Origin of the sequence: Actinomadura sp. NAK00032 (genome assembly GCF_013364275.1) — a bacterium.
Taxonomy (GTDB): domain Bacteria; phylum Actinomycetota; class Actinomycetes; order Streptosporangiales; family Streptosporangiaceae; genus Spirillospora.
Window position 1 is genome coordinate 8,569,887 of sequence record NZ_CP054932.1, and the last position, 17,005, is coordinate 8,586,891.

Sequence of the window (17,005 nt, forward strand, 5' to 3'; positions counted from 1 at the left end):
TGTTATGAGCGCGGCGAAAGCAACAACTCGCCGCAAGTCAACGGGGTGGCGGTTCGGGTTCGGGGTCGGTGAGGCGGGCGCGGAGGGCCGACTTGCGGATCTTGCCGGTGCCGGTGCGCGGCAGCGCCTCGGCGTACTCGATGCGGCGGGGCGTCTTGAACCCGGCCAGCCGGGCCCGGCAGGCGGCGATCAGCTCCGCCTCGCTCGGGCGGACGCCGTCGGGGACGATCACCGCGCAGACCGTCTGGCCCCAGCGCGGGTCGGGGAGCCCGACCACGGCGACCTGGGCGACGCCCGGGACCGTGCGCAGGACGTCCTCGACCTCCCGCGACGACACGTTCTCGCCGCCCGTGATGATCACGTCCTTGAGGCGGTCGACCAGGTAGAGGTAGCCGTCGGCGTCGACCCGGCCCGCGTCGCCCGTGCGGAACCAGCCGCCGGCGAACGCCTCGGCCGTCGCGTCCGGGTCGTCCCAGTAGCCGGGCGTGACCTGCGGGCCCCGGACGGCGACCTCGCCCAGCGCGCCCGGCGGGACCGGCGTCCCGTCCTTGGCCAGCACCGCGATCTCCACGCCCTCGGCGGGACGTCCCGCCGACGCCGCCAGCTCCGGCCGTGCGGCGAGCGCGGCACGGTGGTCGTCCGGGGACAGGAACGTCGCGTTGCCGGACAGCTCCGTCATCCCGTAGCCCTGGTTGAAGTCGCAGCCGAGCACGTCGCCGGCGCGGCGCAGCAGCGGCACCGGCATCGGCGCCGACCCGTACGCGACCACCCGGACACTGCCGCGCAGCAGCGCCAGCGCGTCCGGGGCGTCCGCCGCGTGGGCGAGCAGGTCCTCCAGCATCGTCGGGGCCAGCGACAGGTTCGTGACGCCGTGCCGGCGCGTGGCGTCCACGAGCGCGGCCGGGGTGAAGCGGCGCAGCACGACGGCGTGCCGCCCGAACAGGTGGTGCAGGAGGACCTGGTACCCGGCGACATGGCACAGCGGGAACGGCGTGCAGAACACATCGTCCGGGCGCATGGGACGGCCAGAGGCCGTGACCTCGATCCCCGCGAGCAGGCTCCGGTGCGTGAGGCGCACCCCCTTGGGGCGGCCCGTGGTGCCGCTGGTGAACATCAACCAGGCGACATCGTCCGCCTCGGGCGACGCGGCGGCGGCGTGCGCGGGGCCGTGCGCGGGGCCGTCCCAGGGCAGGTCGTCGATGCCGATCAGCGGCGGGTGGTCGGCCGGCAGATCGCCTTCGGCGGCCAGCCGGTCGAGCAGGTCTCTCTCGCCGAGGACGAGTTCGGCGCCGCCGCGGGCGTTCTGGTCCGCCCACTCGCGGGGATGCAGCCGCTGGTTGAGCGGCACCAGGACGCGGCCGTCGCGCGGCACGCCGTAGTAGGCGGCGACGTACTCGAGCCGGTTGTGCGCCAGCAGCGCCACCCGCGCTCCCGGCGCGCAGCGTGCGGAGAGGAACGCGCTCAGGGCGTCCACGCGTGCGCGCAGTTCCCGGAACGTCCATGTCGTGCCGTCCACCGACAGCGCCGGGGCGTCGGGGGTCCGCGTCGCCGCCGCGGCGAGCACGTCGTAGAGGCTGCGCGGCGCACCGTCCATCACTGTCCTGGGCATCCCGGCGAATGTACCGAGCACGCGGCCGGGCAGGTCGCGGCGGTACCGGTGGCCGGAACGGCGGAAGGGCGTCCCCGCCGCGGCGGGGACGCCCTTCCGGTGACGCGTGAGGCGATCAGGCGGTCTCGAGCTCCGCGGTCAGGTTGCGGACCGCGTTCGGGTCCACCGGGATGCTCGGGCCCATCGACGTCGTCAGCGACGCCTTCTTCACGTACCGGCCCTTCGCGGCGGACGGCTTGAGACGCTGGATCTCATCGACCGCGGCCGCGTAGTTCTCCACCAGCTGGCGCTCGTCGAAGGACGCCTTGCCGATGATGAAGTGCAGGTTCGCGTGCCGGTCGACACGGAACTCGATCTTGCCGCCCTTGATGTCGGTGACGGCCTTCGCGACGTCCATCGTGACGGTGCCGGTCTTCGGGTTCGGCATCAGGCCGCGCGGGCCGAGCACGCGGCCGAGGCGGCCGACCTTGCCCATCTGGTCCGGCGTGGCGACGACCGCGTCGAAGTCCAGGAAGCCGCCCTGGATCCGCTCGATCAGGTCGTCCGACCCGACCAGGTCGGCGCCCGCGGCCTCCGCCTCCTGCGCCTTCGCGCCGACGGCGAAGACCAGCACGCGGGCGGTCTTACCGGTGCCGTGCGGCAGGTTGACGGTGCCGCGCACCATCTGGTCGGCCTTGCGCGGGTCGACGCCCAGCCGCAGCGCGACCTCGACGGTCGCGTCGAACTTGGTGACCGCGGTCTCCTTGGCCAGCTTCACGGCCTCGGCCGGGCTGTACAGCTTCTCCCGGTCGATCTTCTCCGCGGCGGCGCGGTAGCCCTTGCTGCGCTTCATGTGCGTTCCTCCAGTGGAACTCGTGGTGCGGGCCAGCGCCGGCCCTTCCACAGACGGGTGTTACTTGACGTCGATGCCCATGGACCGGGCGGTGCCGGCGACGATCTTCTCCGCGGCGTCCAGGTCCTTGGCGTTCAGGTCGGGCATCTTGGTCGTGGCGATCTCGCGGATCTGGTCGCGGGTCACCGAGCCGACCTTGTTCTTGTGCGGCTCGCCGCTGCCCTTGTCCACGCCCGCGGCCTTCAGGATGAGCTGCGCGGCCGGCGGGGTCTTCGTGACGAAGCTGAACGACCGGTCCTCGTAGATGGTGATCTCTACGGGGATGACGTTGCCGCGCTGGGACTCCGTGGCGGCGTTGTACTGCTTGCAGAAGTCCATGATGTTGACGCCGTGCGGACCGAGCGCGGTACCGACCGGCGGCGCGGGCGTCGCCTGCCCGGCCTGCAACTGGACCTTCACGAGCGCGGCGATCTTCTTCTTCGGAGGCATGCGAACCCCTTTGTCCCATTTATCGGTGGTTCCGACTCCCGGACACCCGGGCAACACGGCGGTGGGACGCATCCACCGTGTAGGAACCGCTTGAAGCCGAACGCGGCCATCGCCGACCCTCGCGTCCGATCACCCGTGGGGCTGGACGGATCAGGTCGGCCGCCTCCGTCTGAACGGAGGACAACCCGTACAGGATACGGCCTCGGCGGGGTGAGTCGGCCCGCTCGGGCCGTCCGCGCGTCCGTCGGCGTGCCGTCCGGCTCTCCCGGCACGAATTCGGGCCGCCCCCGCGTGAGCGGGAACGGCCCGGACGTGGTCTGAAAGGCTCGGTCAGATCTTGGAGACCTGGTTGAAGGAGAGCTCGACCGGGGTCTCGCGGCCGAAGATGGAGACCAGCACCTTGAGCTTCTGCTGCTCGGCGTTGATCTCGTTGACCGTCGCGGGGAGGGTGGCGAACGGGCCGTCCATGACGGTGACGGACTCGCCGACCTCGTAGTCGACGGCGGCCGGGGCCTTCGCCTGCTCCTTGGCGGTCTTGGCGACGCCCTCCTCCGGCTCGGGGGCCAGCAGGTTGGCGACCTCGTCGAGGCTCAGCGGGGACGGCTTGTTCAGCAGGCCGACGAAGCCGGTGACGCCCGGGGTGTTGCGGACGGCGGCCCAGGACTCGTCGGTCAGCTCCATCCGGACGAGGATGTAGCCCGGCAGGACCTTCTCGTTGACCTTCTGCCGCTTGCCCTGCTTGATCTCGGTGACCTCGTGCTGCGGGACCTCGATCTGGAAGATGAAGTCCTCCATGTTGAGGGTCTGCGTCCGGGTCTCGATGTTGGTCTTGACCCGGTTCTCGTAGCCCGCGTAGGAGTGCACGACGTACCAGTCGCCCGGCTGGAGCCGGAGCTGCATCTTGAAGTCGGCGTACGGGTCGGCCGGCGGCCCGGCCGGGGCCTCCTCGCCGTCGTCCTCGTCGGCGGCGGCCTCGTCCTCGCCCTCGACGGCCTCGGCCAGCTCCGCGGCGCCCTCGGCGGCGTCCTGCGCGGGGCCCTCGCCCTCGAGCTTCGTGTCCGCGGGCTCGCCGTCGCCGGCGGCGACGACCGCCTCGGCCGTCTCGTCGGCGGGCTCAGCCGCCAGGTCGGCCGCAGCAGCCGCAGCGGACTGGGCCTCTTCAACGGCCTCGTCGTAGGGCTGTGAGGACTCGGACACGGTGACTCTTTCTCTCGGACTGCGGTGATGGTCTTACCGGTGCTTACCAGGGTACGGCGGGCTCGCCCGGAATGGCGCGCGGCGGCCGCGCGGCGTCAGCCGAAGATGGCGTAGACGCCCTTCTGCAGGCCGTAGTCGAAGGCGGAGACGATCGCGACCATGATCAGCACGAAGGCCAGCGCGGCGGTCGTGTAGGTGACCAGCTCGCGCCGCGTCGGCCAGATGACCTTGCGCAGCTCGGCGATGACCTGGCGGACGAACAGCGCGGGCCCGGTCCGCCGGGAGGCGGACTTCTTCTTGCCCTTGTTCTTGCCTTCGTCCTTGGCCTCGGGCTCGTCGCGCTCGTCGCGCGTCTCAGTCGCCATTTGCCGCCGTTCACCTCATAGGTCGTGATCCAACCACCGACGTGGTTGCCGCGCGGTCCCGTGCCGCGTTCCGCCACGGCGCCGCCGTGGCGCGGCCGGCACGGGTGCGCGCACCGCACCTCGCAGGGCAGGAGGGACTCGAACCCCCAACCGCCGGTTTTGGAGACCGGAGCTCTACCAATTGAGCCACTGCCCTTCATTCTCCGGCTAAGGAGAACACCCGGCCGCGGGGCCGGGGTGGTGTCGCGTACCAGCTTACGGCCTCATCGTGATGCCCGCGTGCGGACAGGCTCGTATACCGGTGACGCGTCACTTGGAGGGTGAGTCTACGTGCCGGAGGGCCCCGCGTCGAACCGATACCGGCGGATCGTTCGCGGCGCCGCGGCGGGGCGCCGGAGGGGGCGGCGGCGAAGACCGCCCGACCGGCCCGGATATATGACTCGGGTCACGAGGCGGCGTCTGTAACGATAGGGACATGAGCACTGAGCGTCCTCGCATCTCCAAGCGCATCGCCGCGATATCCGAATCCGCCACGCTGGCCGTCGACGCCAAGGCCAAGGCGCTGAAGGCTGCGGGCCGCCCGGTCATCGGGTTCGGCGCGGGCGAGCCCGACTTCCCGACCCCGGACTACATCGTCGAGGCGGCCGTGACCGCCTGCCGGGTGCCGCGCTTCCACAAGTACACGCCGGCGGGCGGGCTGCCCGAGCTGCGCGCCGCCATCGCCGAGAAGACCGAGCGCGACTCCGGCTACAAGGTGGAGGCCAACCAGGTCCTGGTGACCAACGGCGGCAAGCAGGCGGTGTACGAGGCGTTCGCCGCGCTGCTCGACCCGGGCGACGAGGTCATCGTCCCCACCCCGTACTGGACGACCTACCCCGAGTCGATCAAGCTGGCGGGCGGCGTGCCCGTGGACGTCGTCGCCGACGAGACCACCGGCTACAAGGTGACCGTGGCGCAGCTGGAGGCGGCCCGCACCGACCGCACCAAGGTGCTGCTGTTCGTGTCGCCGTCCAACCCGACCGGCGCCGTGTACTCGCGCGACGAGATCGAGGCCATCGGACGCTGGGCCGACGAGCACGGCCTGTGGGTCGTCACCGACGAGATCTACGAGCACCTCGTGTACGGGGACGCCGAGTTCCACTCGATGCCGGTCGTGGTGCCCGAGCTCGCCGACCGGACGCTCGTCCTGAACGGCGTGGCCAAGACGTACGCGATGACGGGCTGGCGCGTCGGCTGGCTGATCGGCCCGGCGGACGTGGTGAAGGCCGCGCAGAACCTGCAGTCGCACGCGACGTCCAACGTGGCGAACGTGTCCCAGGCCGCCGCGCTCGCCGCCGTCACCGGCGACCTGTCCGCGGTGGCGGAGATGCGCAAGGCGTTCGACCGGCGCCGCCAAACGATCGTGCGGATGCTGAACGAGATCCCCGGCATGGTCTGCCCCGAGCCGGAGGGCGCGTTCTACGCCTACCCGTCGGTCAAGGCGCTGCTGGGCAAGGAGCTGCGCGGCAAGCGCCCGGAGACGTCGGTGGAGCTGGCGTCGCTGATCCTTGAGGAGGCCGAGGTCGCGCTGGTGCCGGGCGAGGCGTTCGGCACCCCCGGCTACTTCCGCCTCTCGTACGCGCTGGGCGACGACGACCTCACCGAAGGCGTCTCGCGGGTCGCGAAGCTGCTCTCCGAGGCGAGCTGACCGCCGCGCGGAACCCCACCGCGAGCAAAGAGGACCGGCCCCGGGCGTGCACTTCGCCCGGGGCCGGTCCTGTACGGACGGGGCATGCCCGACCCCGTCCGGGAGCGCCCGGCGGACGGCCCGCGGCGGCCCCTCAGCGTCCGCGGCCCGCCCTATCCGGGCAAGGGTCGGTGATCCTTACGGCCGGACGCCTTCGGCGATGCGCATCAGCCGGTCCTTGGCGGTGCCCTTGGCGGTGACGGTGACGCCGACGCCGGGCCGCGCCATCCAGGAGATCTGGCGCGCCGCGCCGGGCCCGTCGCCGACCAGCGCCGGCATCCCCCGCACGGACGTGCGGCCGGGGACGCCCGGCGTCCGCACCAGGTCGTGCGGGCCGGTGAGCCCGCTGCCCGTCACGAGCGCGATCTCCACCGAGCCGCTCTCGCCGCGCCACGCGCACGTCGTGGTCTTGCGCCCGGTGCCGCCGTCGACGGCGCAGGGGCCCGCGGCGGCCAGCCCGTCCGGGATGTAGGTGATCCAGTCCGGGAGCTCGTCCACCACGCCGCCCACTCCGGGCTTGTGCGGTGCCGTGGCGCCGCCGCCACCGGACGACGGGTGCGCCTCCGGCTTCGGCGAAGCGCCCGCCTCGGGCCTCCCCTTGGACGGCGGGGACGAGGGGAGGCCCGAAGCGGGGGGCCGTTCCGGCGGCCGGGACGCGGAGGCGGTCCCTGTGGGGCGGGCCGTCTCCGTGCTCCCGGCCGGTGTGGCCCGGAACGACTGATAGGTGGGTACGAGGGCGAGCGCCGCGACCGATGCGGCCGCGACCCCCGCGGCGGCGTGCACGCGGGCCTTCCGGCGCCGGTGCCGCCGTTTGACGTCGGCGGCGAGCGACGGTGACGCGGCTGCCCCGGCCACCTGCTCGGCCATGGCCTTCCGCAGTTCACTCTCCAGATCCATCGCTCAGCTCCCCAATGGCGCCAGGTTCGAGTCGAGGCGCTCCCGGAGCCTGGCGAGCCCCCGGGACGCCTGGCTCTTGACCGTTCCGACCGAACAGCCGAGAGCCTGTGCCGTCTCGGCCTCCGAGAGGTCCTCCCAGAAACGCAGGACGAGCACGGCCCGCTGGCGTGGGCCGAGCCTGCGCAGCTCCTCCATGAGCGTCCCCCTCAGCTCGACGGCGTGGTTCGGCGAGGCCGCCGGGGTCTCCGGCAGCCGCGCCATGTGGATCTCGCGGAGCACCTTCCACCGGCGGGAGCGGCTGATCACGAGGTTGACCAGGATCCGGCGGACGTAGGGTTCCGGATCCTTGCCCGGTTCCAGCCGTCCCCAGTGGCGGTAGGCCTTCTCCAGCGCGGTCTGCAGGATGTCCTCGGCGTCCTGCCGCGCCCCGCACATCAGTGCCGCGGTGCGCAGCAGGGCATCGCCGCGTGCCGCCACGAACTCCACGAACGACTCGTCGTCTCGACGCCCCACTGTGCTCCGTCCCGGCTAGTGCGGTTCCGGTGTTGTGCTGTGCCGCTGTCGTGCTGTGCGGTTGTCGTGCTCAGCGGCTGTTGTGCTGTGCCGCTGTCGTACCGTGCCGTGGGCGGACGGCCCCCGCGCCTGGGCCGCCCGCCCGCGTCTGTGGTGTCGCGGGCCCCGGTCGCCGGGGTCCGCGCTATCGGGCCTGCCGCAGGGCGGTGGCCATGTCCGGCAGCCCGCCGGCGAGGACGGGGCTGCCGTCGAGGTACATCGAGTAGCCGTTCGGGTCGAACAGCAGCACGCCGCCGCCCTTCGGGCTCTGCCAGGCGGCGACGCCGGCGACGGCGACCGGGGTACCGCCCTCGGGCAGCTTCAGCGTCTTGCGCAGCTCGGCCTGGGACATGCCGGCCGGCGTCTTCAGGGTCTGGACGGTGACCCACTGGCCGGCCTTGCCGACCCACTTCTGCGTGACCGCGCAGACGCGCTGCTCGCGGAGCTCGGCCGAGCCGGGAACGGTGGAAGCGTAACGCAGGCCCTTCGTCAGCATGGCGGCCTTCTCGGCCGCGCCGCCGACCTTCACGGCGGGCTTGAGCGTGCTGCAGTCGAGCTTCGGCACGGCGGGCGCGGCGGGCTTGGCGGGGACGCGCGCGGCGGGCGGGGCGCTGCGGGCGCCGGCCGGGGTGTCCTTGGTGGACGGCGGGCAGGTCGGCAGGTTCGCGGGGACCTTGCCCTTGACGTCCGCCGGCACCTTGTTCTTGACGTCCGCCGGGACCTCGGCGCCGGGGACCTTCGCACCGGGCAGGTCGGTCTTGGGCAGCTCGGTCTTGGGCAGCTCGCCCTTCGGCAGCTCGCCCTTGGGCAGGCCGGGCGCGGGGACGCCGGTGTCGGGCAGCTTCGCGCCGGCCGGGTTCTGCTTCAGCTGCTGCTCGACCTGCTTGCGCTGCTGCTCCAGCTGCTTCTTCGCGCCGGTCTCGGGGAGCCCGGCGGCCGGGGCGCCCGCCTTGGACAGCTTCGCCGGGATGCAGGTCGGCAGCGTCTTCGGCGCCGCGTCCTGCACCTTGCGCTCGACGGCGGTCGGGGCCTTGGCGTCGTTCGACTGGAGGCCCGCCTCGTGGTGGGAACCGGTCATCGCCCACGTCGCGCCGCCGCCGACGGCGACGGTTCCGACGGCGGACGCGGCGATCAAGGCGGCCTTCAGGGTGATCATGGTGTGTGTCCCTTTCTGCCCGGGTCTTTCCAGCGGGGGGTGCTAGCGGGGGCGGGTCGCCCGTTTCTCTCTGGCGCCCCTCGTATACGCACGGTGCCCGGAGGGGGTTGCACGCGATTCCAAAGTTTTTTCGGGATGCCCATGGGACGCGATGGCCGCGCGGTGTCATGCGAGGTAGTCCGGTGTGATGATCCTGCGGGTACGGGATTCGGCCGGGCCGATGATCCGGCAACATTGGCTCATGGAGGCCAGTACCGTTTCAGTCCGTCCGGTCCCGCGGGACGCCGCCCGTCCGGACGTGGGCCTGCTCCCCAAGGCGCACCTGCATCTGCACTTCACCGGGTCGATGCGGCATTCCACGCTGGTGGAGCTGGCCACCCTGCACGGCGTCCACCTGCCGGACGCGCTCGTCGAGGACTGGCCGCCCAGGCTGCACGCCACCGACGAGCGCGGCTGGTTCCGGTTCCAGCGCCTGTACGACATCGCGCGCTCGGTGCTGCAGACCCCGGACGACCTGCGCCGGCTGCTGCGCGAGACCGCCGAGGACGAGGCGGCCGAGGGGTCGGGCTGGTTGGAGATCCAGGTCGACCCGAGCGGCTACGCGGCGCGGTTCGGCGGGCTGACCCCGACCGTGGAGCTGGTGCTGGACGCGGCGCGGGATGCGTCGGCGGCGTCCGGCGTCGGCATCGGCCTGGTGATCGCCGCGAACCGGACCCGGCACCCGCTGGACGCCAAGACGCTGGCGCGGCTGGCCGTCCGGTACGCGGGCGAGGGCGTGGTGGGGTTCGGGCTGTCCAACGACGAGCGGCGCGGCCGGGCCTACGACTTCGAGGGCGCGTTCCGGATCGCCAAGCGCGGCGGGCTGCTGTCGGACCCGCACGGCGGTGAGCTGCTCGGCCCGGCGAGCGTCCGCGAGTGCCTGGACACGCTGGACGCCGACCGGATCGGCCACGGCGTCCGCGCCGTCGAGGACCCGCGCCTGCTCGCCGCGATCGTGGACCGGGGCGTGACGCTGGAGGTGTGCCCGGCGTCGAACGTGGGGCTCGGCGTGGCGGCGACGGCGGGCGACGTCCCGGTGCGGCGGCTGTTCGAGGCGGGCGCGTCGATCGCGCTGGGCGCCGACGACCCGCTGCTGTTCGGGTCGCGGCTGGCGCGCCAGTACGAGCTGGTCCGCACCGAGCACGGGTTCACCGACGCCGAGCTGGCGGAGCTGGCCCGGCAGTCGATCAGGGCGTCGGCGGCCCCGGACGCCCTGCGCCGCCGCCTGCTGGCGGGGGTCGACGCCTGGCTGGCGGGCTAGCCGCCGACCGGCGGGCTAGCCGCCGGAGTCGGCGGAGGTCTCGACGCCGCGCAGGCCGTCCGCCCAGGCCGCCACGGTGGCGGGCACCGTGCCGAGCGCGCCGTCGCCGTACGGCACGCCGAGGGCGCTCAGGACGTGCACCAGCAGCCCCGCCGACAGGAACCGGGCGATCTCCTCGGGCCGCGCGCCGGTCAGGTCGTGGACGACCCGCCACAACCGCGCCCAGCGGACGCGCCCGAGCCGGGCGGTGTCGGCGTCCCGGACGGCGACCGCGTAGATCTTGAGCAGCAGCCGGGGAAGCGCGGGCGCGTCCTGCGGCAGCCGCGCGCAGGCCCGCGCCATCGCGTCGAGCGCCTCGTCGCCGCGCAGCCCGCCGGCGGCGTCCCGCAGGACGCCCTCCAGGTCGTCGAAGCAGCGCTCGGCGGCGGCGAGGAACAGCGCGTGCTTGGACGCGAAGAGCCGGAACATGTAGGGCTGCGAGACGCCGATCCGCCGGGCGATCGTCCAGGTGGACGTGCCGTCGTACCCGCCCAGGGCGAACTCGGCCATCGCCGCCCGCACCGCGAGCTCGCGACGGTCCGCGGCGCTCATCCTCGGGCTCATACCGTCCAACGTAGTGCCGCCCCGCCCCGCAGGGGTCACGCGGACAGGTCGCACACCACCGACTTACAGGTTGCTCAGACCGCGGGGTCGCCAGGGGCCGCAGGCCGGTCGTGGGCGAGGGAGTCAGCCGGTGAGAGTGGTGGTCGGTCTGCGGTGGGCCACATGCCCTGGTGTTCCAGGTGGGTGGTCAGGAGGGCTCCGGCGCGGACGATGTGGGCGCGCATTTCGGTGGCGGCGGTCTGGGCGTCTCCGGTGCGGAGGGCGGCCAGGATCCGGGCGTGGTCGCGGACGGCGAGGGCGGGCCAGCCGGGGAGCCGGCCGTACAGGCCGCGCGGGGCGTAGCGGGCCACGGTCCCGAGCGACCAGGCGAGCTTCGGGGAGTCGGCGGCCAGGTTGATCTCCCGGTGGAAGAGGTGGTCGTACTCCTCGACGAGGTCGGGGCGGCGGGCGGCCGTGGCGCGTTCCAGCGCGCGGTGGAGGGCGGCCAGTTCGCGGAGGGCGGCGGCGCCGATCCGCGGGGTGGCGCGTGCGGCGAGTTCGGCGGCGATGCCTGCCTGCACCCAGAACAGGTCCTGGACGTCCCGCTTCGACAGCGGCGCGACGACGAACCCGCGGCGCGGCTCCAGCACGACGAACCCCTCGCTGCGCAGCGACTTCAGCGCCTCCCGGACGGGGGTGACGCTGATGCCGAACTCCACGGCGAGGCGCTCCAGCCGCAGGTGGTCGCCGGGGCGGAGCCGGCCGTCCATGATCAGCTCGCGGATGCGGGCGGCGGCCTCGTCGCTCAGCTGCGGCCGGGTGCCGAGCGCCCGCCGGGGCGGGGGGAGGGGGGCGGGTAGGGCCACGGCGGTACTCCCGTCCGGGCCCTTCCGCGGCCGAGCCCCGCGGTGGTCGAGGGCCCTGCCCTCATGGTTCCCGCTCCCGGCCCGTTTCAGCCCCGGCCGGTACCAGCCGGTCCGGTGGGGTCAGAGCGTGACGCCGACGAGGACGGGCTCGTTGACGAGTTCGACCCCGAACGCGTCGCGGACGCCGTCGCGGACCTCGCGGGCCAGGGCGAGCAGGTCGGCGGTGCCGGCGCCGCCCGGGTTGGTGAGGGCGAGGGTGTGCTTGGTGGAGATCCGGGCCGGGCCGCGGGCGTGGCCCTTGCTGAACCCGGCGCGGTCGATGAGCCAGGCGGCGGACGTCTTGACCCGGTCGCCGACCTCCGGGTAGCGGGGGAACACCGCGTCCGGGCCGAGCCGCTCGGCGACGCGGCGCTCCAGCTCGGCGAGCTGGGCGGGTTCGAGGATCGGGTTGGTGAAGAACGATCCGGCGCTGCGGGTGTCGGGGTCGGCCGGGTCCAGGACCATGCCCTTGCCGCGCCGCAGTTCGAGTACGGCGTGCCGGGCCTCCTTGAGGGTGACCCTGTTCCCCGGCTGGACGCCCAGCTTGCGCGCGAGTTCGGTGTAGGCGACCGGCTGGGACTCCTCGGCCTCGTGCAGCGCGTACGTCACGTCCAGGACGACGTACCGGTGGCTGCCTTTGAAGACGCTGTGCCGGTAGGTGAAGCGGCAGGCGTCACGGTCGAGCGTGACGACGGCGCGGGCCTCCCGGTCGTAGGCGCGCACCTCGACGATCGTCTCGCTGACGTCCTGCCCGTAGGCGCCGACGTTCTGGATCGGGGTGGCGCCGACGCGCCCCGGGATGCCGGACAGGCATTCGACCCCGGCGAGGCCGTCGGAGACGCAGCGGGCGACGAACGGGTCCCAGTCCTCGCCGGCCTGGACGCGGACGAGCACGGTGTCGCCCTCGGCGGACGCGCGCTCGGTGCCGCGGGTGCCGACGTGCACGACGGTGCCGGCGAAGCCGTCGTCGGACACGACCAGGTTGCTGCCGCCGCCGAGCACGAGGAGCGGTTCGCCCTCGTCGTCGGCCTTGCGGACGGCGGCGACCAGTTCGTCCTCGGTCGTGGCCTCGACGAAGCGCCGGGCGGGGCCGCCCAGCCGCAGCGTGGTGTATCCCGCCAGGTTCACGTCTTCGGCGAACACCGCCACGTCGTCCTCCCCCTAGCCGTGCGTGCCGCGGCCCCCCGCGGCGGCACCGGCCGGGGCGTCCCCGGCCGATGCGTCACCGTCCGTCAGGCGAGCTTGACGACCGCCCGCGCGCGCGTGAGGACCTTCTGGTCGTTCGACCTGGCGGTGAGCGCCACGACGACCTTGCCGTCGTCGAGCTTCTCCTCCACCTTGCCGCTGATCTCCAGGGTCGCGCCGCCCTCGTCGGGGACGACCACCGGAGAGGAGAACCGTACCCCGTAGTCGACGACCGCACCCGGATCGCCGGCCCAGTCGGTGACGAACCGGCCGCCCTGCGCCATCGTGTACATGCCGTGCGCGATCACGTCCGGCAGGCCGACGGCCTTCGCGACGGACTCGCGCCAGTGGATCGGGTTGAAGTCCCCGGACGCGCCCGCGTACATGACGAGGTTGGCGCGGTCGACCGCGTAGGTCTGCGCGGGGATCTCGGTGCCGACCTCGACGTCGGCGTAGTTCACCTTGGCGGTCATCAGGCCCCCCGCTCCACGATCGTGTTGTAGGTCTTGCAGATCAGTTCGCCCTCGGTCGTCTTGACGTCGGTCTCGATGACCATCTTCTCGTTGTTGCCGATCGACTTGATCTCGGTGATCGTGGACGTGCAGGTCACGACGTCGCCGGCGCGCAGCGGGCGGGTGTACTCGAAGCGCTGCTCGCCGTGCACGACCATCGCGTAATTGAGCCCGAGGTCGGGGTCGGCGAGGCCGGCGTTGCCGAGGGAGACCACGATCGGGAAGGTGGGCGGCGCGATGACGTCGGGGTATCCGGCCGCCTTGGCCGCCTCCTGGTCGCGGTAGACCGGGTTATGGTCGCCGATCGCGTCCGCGAACTCGCGGATCTTCACCCGGCTGACCTCGTACGGCTCGCTGGGCGGGAAGCTCCGCCCGATGAAATCGCGGTTGAGTGCCATGCAATCCGTCCCTCCAGGTCGAACGGGCCGCGCTGCCCGGGCGCCCGCCTGTTCCGTCATCGCGTCGGACGGTAACAGAATGACGTTCAGCCCGCCGCCGCCGGGTCTCACTGGCGGGGACGGGCTGAACGATGTCAGGGCAAGCGCGCGAAGAAGGCGCCGTTGTGGCCGGCCGTGCGGCGCTCGGCTACCGGGTCTCCCGGTGCGGGCGGTGGCAGCGGCAGTTGGGGCAGTACTTCTTCAGCTCAAGGCGGTCCGGGTCGTTGCGCCGGTTCTTCCGCGTGATGTAGTTGCGGTGCTTGCACTCCTGGCAGGCCAGCGTGATCTTCGGCCGGACGTCGGTGGCAGCCACGATGGAGTGCCTTTCTGGGTAAGGGACATGGATCTACGGACCTCGGCCGCCCGGGCGGGCGGCCGGCGATTCGACCCAGCCTGCCCACCTCCCGGAGGAGGTGAGAGACATGGGTAGTAGCGAGGGCCGGACTTGAACCGGCGACACAGCGATTATGAGCCGCTTGCTCTGCCTGACTGAGCTACCCCGCCGTGATGGTCGGTGTGGACCGGATTGCAAGGATACCGGATGCTCACCGAACCCTGGAAACGCGGAAACCCGGATCGAGATCGGGGCTTCGGTTTCGCGGATTCCGCTGGACCGCCTCCCAGCGTACCGGGTGCTCCGGTGGGCTGCGAAACGTCCTGCTGGAACCGGTGGGACGGTACCACAGCGCCTGGTAGGGAGCGAATCAGCGCGTTCCGGCTCCGCTCCGCCCCCGCTCCGGAGACGACGAAGGCCGCCGTCCGAAGAGATCGGATGGCGGCCGCATTGCCGTGAGCCCCTTTACGGAATCGAACCGTAGACCTTCTCCTTACCATGGAGACGCTCTGCCGACTGAGCTAAAGGGGCCTGCGTCGTTCGCGCAGTGAAACCATACACGGCCTGAGCGCGTGGTGCGAACCGGATTGCCCCGCCGGCGTCCGCGCCGGTCAGCGCCGTCGGCAAGGCCGGCCAGCGCGTCGCCGAGTCTGGCCGGCGCCCCGGCGGGCCGGGTCAGCGCAGCAGGTCGCGGGCGATGACGAGCTGCTGGATCTGGCTCGTCCCCTCGTAGATCCGGAACAGCCTGACGTCGCGGTAGAAGCGCTCGACGGCCACGCCGCGCATGTAGCCCATGCCGCCGTAGACCTGGACGGCGCGGTCGGCGACGCGTCCGACCATCTCCGAGCAGAAGTACTTGGCGCATGACGGCCCGAGCCTGGTGTCCTCACCGGCGTCGTAGGCACGGGCGGCCTCCAGCACCATGGAGCGTCCGGCGTACAGCTCGGTCTGGGAATCGGCGATGAGCCCCTGGACGAGCTGGTATTCGCCGATCGTCTTACCGCCCTGGCTGCGTTCCTTGGCGTAGGCGACCGTCTCGTCCAGGATCCTCTGGGCGAGGCCGACGCAGACGGCGGCGATGCTGAGCCGCCCATGGGCGAGGGATGCCATCGCGGTGCGGAAGCCCGTTCCCTCCGTCCCGACCATGGCTTCGGCAGGGACGCGCACGTTGTCGAAGAAGACCTCGGCCGTGTGGGCACCGCGCTGGCCCATCTTCTGGTCGGACGGGCCGACGCTCAGGCCGTCCGCGCCCTTCTCGACGAGGAACGTGGAGATGCCGCGCGAACCGGCGCCGCCCGTCCTGGCGAAGACCATGAAGACGTCGGCCTCGGGGGCGTTGGTGATGAACCGCTTCGCACCGCTGATGGCGTAGCCGCCGTCGCCGTCAGGGACGGCGGTCGTGGTGAGCGTGCTGGGGTCGGAGCCGGCCTCGGCCTCGGTGAGCGCGAACGCGCCGATGACCTCGCCGGACGCGAGCTTGGGGAGCCACGCGTCCTTCTGCGCCTCGGTCCCGGAGTTCACCAGGACCTGCCCGGCGATGCCGTTGCTGGTGCCGAACATGGAGCGGAACGCAGGGCTTGCGTAGCCGATCTCGAAGACGAGCCGGACCTCCTCGCTCAGCGACAGGCCGAGGCCGCCGTACTGCTCGGGCAGCGCGTACCCGAACAGGCCCATGTCCCGGGACGTGCGGCGCAGCGCCGCCGGGATCGCGTCGGTCTCCTCGATCTCGTCCTCGCGCGGGACGACCTGCTCGCGGACGAAGCTGCGGACGGCCTTGAGCACGTCGTCGAAATCCTGTGGCTCCATGGCCTCATTCTAGAATCAGATTCCAGGATAGGGGCGGTTCCGGCCGATTCTCCGGTGTCCTTCCCGCTGTGCGAAGGTGATCAACCATGCCGCTACAGCACGCCGTCGAGGAGGCCGTCCGGGCTGCCATCGCCGAGGACCGCTCCTTCGGCGACCTCCTGCCTCCCCTGATGGAGGCGTCCCGGACCGCCTCCCCCGCCGAGATGACCGCCGCGCTGCCCCGCCTCGCCGAGGGCATCGCGCAGGCCCCGCCGAACCTCGGCGGCTGGCTCGCCGTGATCTCCGGCGCCTGGATCGAGAACGGCGCCGACCCGGCGCCCGTCGGGCCCGCGCTCGTCCAGCGGATCACCGAGGTCACCGCCGCCGCGCTGGCGTTCGGCAACGCCTGGACGGAGGCCACCGGAGGCGAAGCGCCGCCCGACATGCAGGAGGAGAAGCCGTCCCAGCGGGCGGTCGACACGGTCGGACCCGTCCTCGGGGAGGGCGCGGTCGTCACGATGATGGCGTGGTTCGCGCTGCCGCAGTACGCGATGGCGGGCTGCACGCTCCTGCAGACGGCGCCGGAGGTACGGGCGTCCATCAACGACCGCGACCTCCACCTGCGCGCCGCCGGGGAGGCGTCCAAGTACCTCGGGCAGATGGACCACTACCAGGCGCTGCTGCGCGTCCTGGACGGCGAGCGCCTCCTCGTCCTCGACCGGGCGAGCCGCCAGGGCTGGACGGTCACGATCGGCGGGATCGGCGACAACTTCCAGCTGCACATGCTGCTCGGCGGGGCCCTCATCGGACGTCCCGGCGGGCTGACCGGCGAGCGCCCCGCGCCGGAGATCCTCGCGTGCTTCCTGAACGCCGACGCCCCGCCCGGACCACCGGTCGTGTCGAGCCCGTGGAACCTGGTCGACGCGCACGGCGAATGGATCTGGAACGAGGGCGTGCCCGCCGACATCCCCGCCGTCAACGGCACCCGCGTCATCGTGATCGACCCGCCGTCCTACAACCGGACTTTCCCGGCCGGGCGGCGCTTCCCGCTGATGCCGGCCACGCTCCGCGTCGACGGGATGCACCTGCCGGAGGACCTCGGCGCCTGGTGGCCGAACATCAAACCGGCGACGCGCTGAGGA

18 protein-coding genes and 3 tRNA genes are annotated in these 17,005 nt (G+C 72.5%); 3 read left to right on the forward strand and 18 right to left on the reverse strand.

The features are described 5' to 3' along the window. Positions 1–37: 37 nt before the first annotated feature. The 6 genes from HUT06_RS39370 to HUT06_RS39395 all read right to left on the reverse strand — a co-directional run bounded on the left by HUT06_RS39370 (position 38) and on the right by HUT06_RS39395 (position 4,688). Positions 38–1,609, reverse strand: a complete 1,572-nt coding sequence (locus HUT06_RS39370) for a class I adenylate-forming enzyme family protein (protein WP_217711625.1) — start codon at positions 1,607–1,609, stop codon at positions 38–40. Between the two features lie 115 nt (positions 1,610–1,724). Then, complete coding sequence (rplA, locus tag HUT06_RS39375) at positions 1,725–2,441, reverse strand: 50S ribosomal protein L1 (RefSeq protein ID WP_176200352.1); 717 nt, start codon at positions 2,439–2,441, stop codon at positions 1,725–1,727. 60 nt (positions 2,442–2,501) lie between these two features. Then, positions 2,502–2,930, reverse strand: coding sequence for a 50S ribosomal protein L11 (rplK, locus tag HUT06_RS39380; RefSeq protein ID WP_176200353.1), 429 nt, complete (start codon positions 2,928–2,930; stop codon positions 2,502–2,504). A gap of 330 nt (positions 2,931–3,260) precedes the next feature. After that, the gene (nusG, locus tag HUT06_RS39385) at positions 3,261–4,127 is read right to left on the reverse strand and encodes a transcription termination/antitermination protein NusG (RefSeq protein WP_176200354.1); all 867 of its coding nucleotides are present in this window, start codon (positions 4,125–4,127) and stop codon (positions 3,261–3,263) included. Between the two features lie 95 nt (positions 4,128–4,222). Continuing rightward, positions 4,223–4,492, reverse strand: a complete 270-nt coding sequence (gene secE / locus HUT06_RS39390; RefSeq protein ID WP_176200355.1) for a preprotein translocase subunit SecE — start codon at positions 4,490–4,492, stop codon at positions 4,223–4,225. 123 nt (positions 4,493–4,615) lie between these two features. Then, positions 4,616–4,688, reverse strand: a tRNA-Trp gene (locus HUT06_RS39395). A 279-nt stretch (positions 4,689–4,967) separates the two neighbouring features. On the opposite strand from HUT06_RS39395, the gene HUT06_RS39400 reads away from it, so the two are divergent. After that, on the forward strand, positions 4,968–6,179 hold the full coding sequence (locus HUT06_RS39400) for a pyridoxal phosphate-dependent aminotransferase (RefSeq protein WP_176200356.1): 1,212 nt from the start codon (positions 4,968–4,970) through the stop codon (positions 6,177–6,179). 177 nt (positions 6,180–6,356) lie between these two features. Here the strand turns inward: HUT06_RS39400 and HUT06_RS39405 are convergent, their stop codons facing one another. The 3 genes from HUT06_RS39405 to HUT06_RS39415 all read right to left on the reverse strand — a co-directional run bounded on the left by HUT06_RS39405 (position 6,357) and on the right by HUT06_RS39415 (position 8,823). Next, on the reverse strand, positions 6,357–7,115 hold the full coding sequence (locus HUT06_RS39405) for a hypothetical protein (protein WP_176200357.1): 759 nt from the start codon (positions 7,113–7,115) through the stop codon (positions 6,357–6,359). Between the two features lie 3 nt (positions 7,116–7,118). Then, positions 7,119–7,628 carry a SigE family RNA polymerase sigma factor gene (locus tag HUT06_RS39410; RefSeq protein ID WP_176200358.1) on the reverse strand — a complete coding sequence of 170 codons (510 nt, stop codon included), beginning with the start codon at positions 7,626–7,628 and terminating at the stop codon, positions 7,119–7,121. Positions 7,629–7,812: 184 nt separating this feature from the next. Then, complete coding sequence (locus HUT06_RS39415) at positions 7,813–8,823, reverse strand: hypothetical protein (protein ID WP_176200359.1); 1,011 nt, start codon at positions 8,821–8,823, stop codon at positions 7,813–7,815. A gap of 241 nt (positions 8,824–9,064) precedes the next feature. Between HUT06_RS39415 and HUT06_RS39420 the strand changes: the two genes are divergently transcribed. Next, a complete protein-coding gene (locus tag HUT06_RS39420; RefSeq protein ID WP_176200360.1) occupies positions 9,065–10,123 on the forward strand; it encodes an adenosine deaminase in 1,059 nt (352 codons plus the stop codon). Between the two features lie 15 nt (positions 10,124–10,138). Here HUT06_RS39420 and HUT06_RS39425 read toward each other — a convergent pair whose 3' ends face one another. From HUT06_RS39425 to HUT06_RS39465, 9 genes are all read right to left on the reverse strand, one after another. Beyond that, positions 10,139–10,714, reverse strand: coding sequence for a TetR/AcrR family transcriptional regulator (locus tag HUT06_RS39425; protein WP_176200361.1), 576 nt, complete (start codon positions 10,712–10,714; stop codon positions 10,139–10,141). 86 nt (positions 10,715–10,800) lie between these two features. After that, the gene (locus HUT06_RS39430; RefSeq protein ID WP_217711626.1) at positions 10,801–11,571 is read right to left on the reverse strand and encodes a GntR family transcriptional regulator; all 771 of its coding nucleotides are present in this window, start codon (positions 11,569–11,571) and stop codon (positions 10,801–10,803) included. 120 nt (positions 11,572–11,691) lie between these two features. Next, on the reverse strand, positions 11,692–12,759 hold the full coding sequence (locus tag HUT06_RS39435) for a UDP-N-acetylmuramate dehydrogenase (protein WP_176200362.1): 1,068 nt from the start codon (positions 12,757–12,759) through the stop codon (positions 11,692–11,694). 83 nt (positions 12,760–12,842) lie between these two features. Further along, positions 12,843–13,268, reverse strand: coding sequence for a MaoC family dehydratase (locus HUT06_RS39440; protein WP_176200363.1), 426 nt, complete (start codon positions 13,266–13,268; stop codon positions 12,843–12,845). After that, the gene (locus tag HUT06_RS39445; RefSeq protein ID WP_176200364.1) at positions 13,268–13,705 is read right to left on the reverse strand and encodes a MaoC family dehydratase N-terminal domain-containing protein; all 438 of its coding nucleotides are present in this window, start codon (positions 13,703–13,705) and stop codon (positions 13,268–13,270) included. The genes HUT06_RS39440 and HUT06_RS39445 overlap by 1 nt, the downstream gene beginning before the upstream one ends. Positions 13,706–13,892: 187 nt before the next feature. Continuing rightward, the gene (gene rpmG, locus HUT06_RS39450; protein WP_089324515.1) at positions 13,893–14,057 is read right to left on the reverse strand and encodes a 50S ribosomal protein L33; all 165 of its coding nucleotides are present in this window, start codon (positions 14,055–14,057) and stop codon (positions 13,893–13,895) included. Positions 14,058–14,174: 117 nt separating this feature from the next. Beyond that, a tRNA-Met gene (locus HUT06_RS39455) sits at positions 14,175–14,248 on the reverse strand. A gap of 288 nt (positions 14,249–14,536) precedes the next feature. Then, positions 14,537–14,609: transfer RNA gene (locus HUT06_RS39460), tRNA-Thr, on the reverse strand. Positions 14,610–14,753: 144 nt separating this feature from the next. Next, a complete protein-coding gene (locus HUT06_RS39465; RefSeq protein WP_176200365.1) occupies positions 14,754–15,884 on the reverse strand; it encodes an acyl-CoA dehydrogenase family protein in 1,131 nt (376 codons plus the stop codon). Positions 15,885–15,970: 86 nt separating this feature from the next. Between HUT06_RS39465 and HUT06_RS39470 the strand changes: the two genes are divergently transcribed. Continuing rightward, the gene (locus HUT06_RS39470; RefSeq protein ID WP_176200366.1) at positions 15,971–17,002 is read left to right on the forward strand and encodes a hypothetical protein; all 1,032 of its coding nucleotides are present in this window, start codon (positions 15,971–15,973) and stop codon (positions 17,000–17,002) included. Positions 17,003–17,005 lie beyond the last annotated feature (3 nt).

Coding starts and splice junctions, on each gene's coding strand:
- HUT06_RS39370 (WP_217711625.1), bottom strand. CDS start 1,609: ATGCCCAGGACAGTGATGGACGGTGCGCCGCGCAGCCTCTACGACGTG.
- rplA (WP_176200352.1), bottom strand. CDS start 2,441: ATGAAGCGCAGCAAGGGCTACCGCGCCGCCGCGGAGAAGATCGACCGG.
- rplK (WP_176200353.1), bottom strand. CDS start 2,930: ATGCCTCCGAAGAAGAAGATCGCCGCGCTCGTGAAGGTCCAGTTGCAG.
- secE (WP_176200355.1), bottom strand. CDS start 4,492: ATGGCGACTGAGACGCGCGACGAGCGCGACGAGCCCGAGGCCAAGGAC.
- HUT06_RS39400 (WP_176200356.1), top strand. CDS start 4,968: ATGAGCACTGAGCGTCCTCGCATCTCCAAGCGCATCGCCGCGATATCC.
- HUT06_RS39405 (WP_176200357.1), bottom strand. CDS start 7,115: ATGGATCTGGAGAGTGAACTGCGGAAGGCCATGGCCGAGCAGGTGGCC.
- HUT06_RS39415 (WP_176200359.1), bottom strand. CDS start 8,823: ATGATCACCCTGAAGGCCGCCTTGATCGCCGCGTCCGCCGTCGGAACC.
- HUT06_RS39420 (WP_176200360.1), top strand. CDS start 9,065: ATGGAGGCCAGTACCGTTTCAGTCCGTCCGGTCCCGCGGGACGCCGCC.
- HUT06_RS39425 (WP_176200361.1), bottom strand. CDS start 10,714: ATGAGCGCCGCGGACCGTCGCGAGCTCGCGGTGCGGGCGGCGATGGCC.
- HUT06_RS39440 (WP_176200363.1), bottom strand. CDS start 13,268: ATGACCGCCAAGGTGAACTACGCCGACGTCGAGGTCGGCACCGAGATC.
- HUT06_RS39445 (WP_176200364.1), bottom strand. CDS start 13,705: ATGGCACTCAACCGCGATTTCATCGGGCGGAGCTTCCCGCCCAGCGAG.
- HUT06_RS39465 (WP_176200365.1), bottom strand. CDS start 15,884: ATGGAGCCACAGGATTTCGACGACGTGCTCAAGGCCGTCCGCAGCTTC.
- HUT06_RS39470 (WP_176200366.1), top strand. CDS start 15,971: ATGCCGCTACAGCACGCCGTCGAGGAGGCCGTCCGGGCTGCCATCGCC.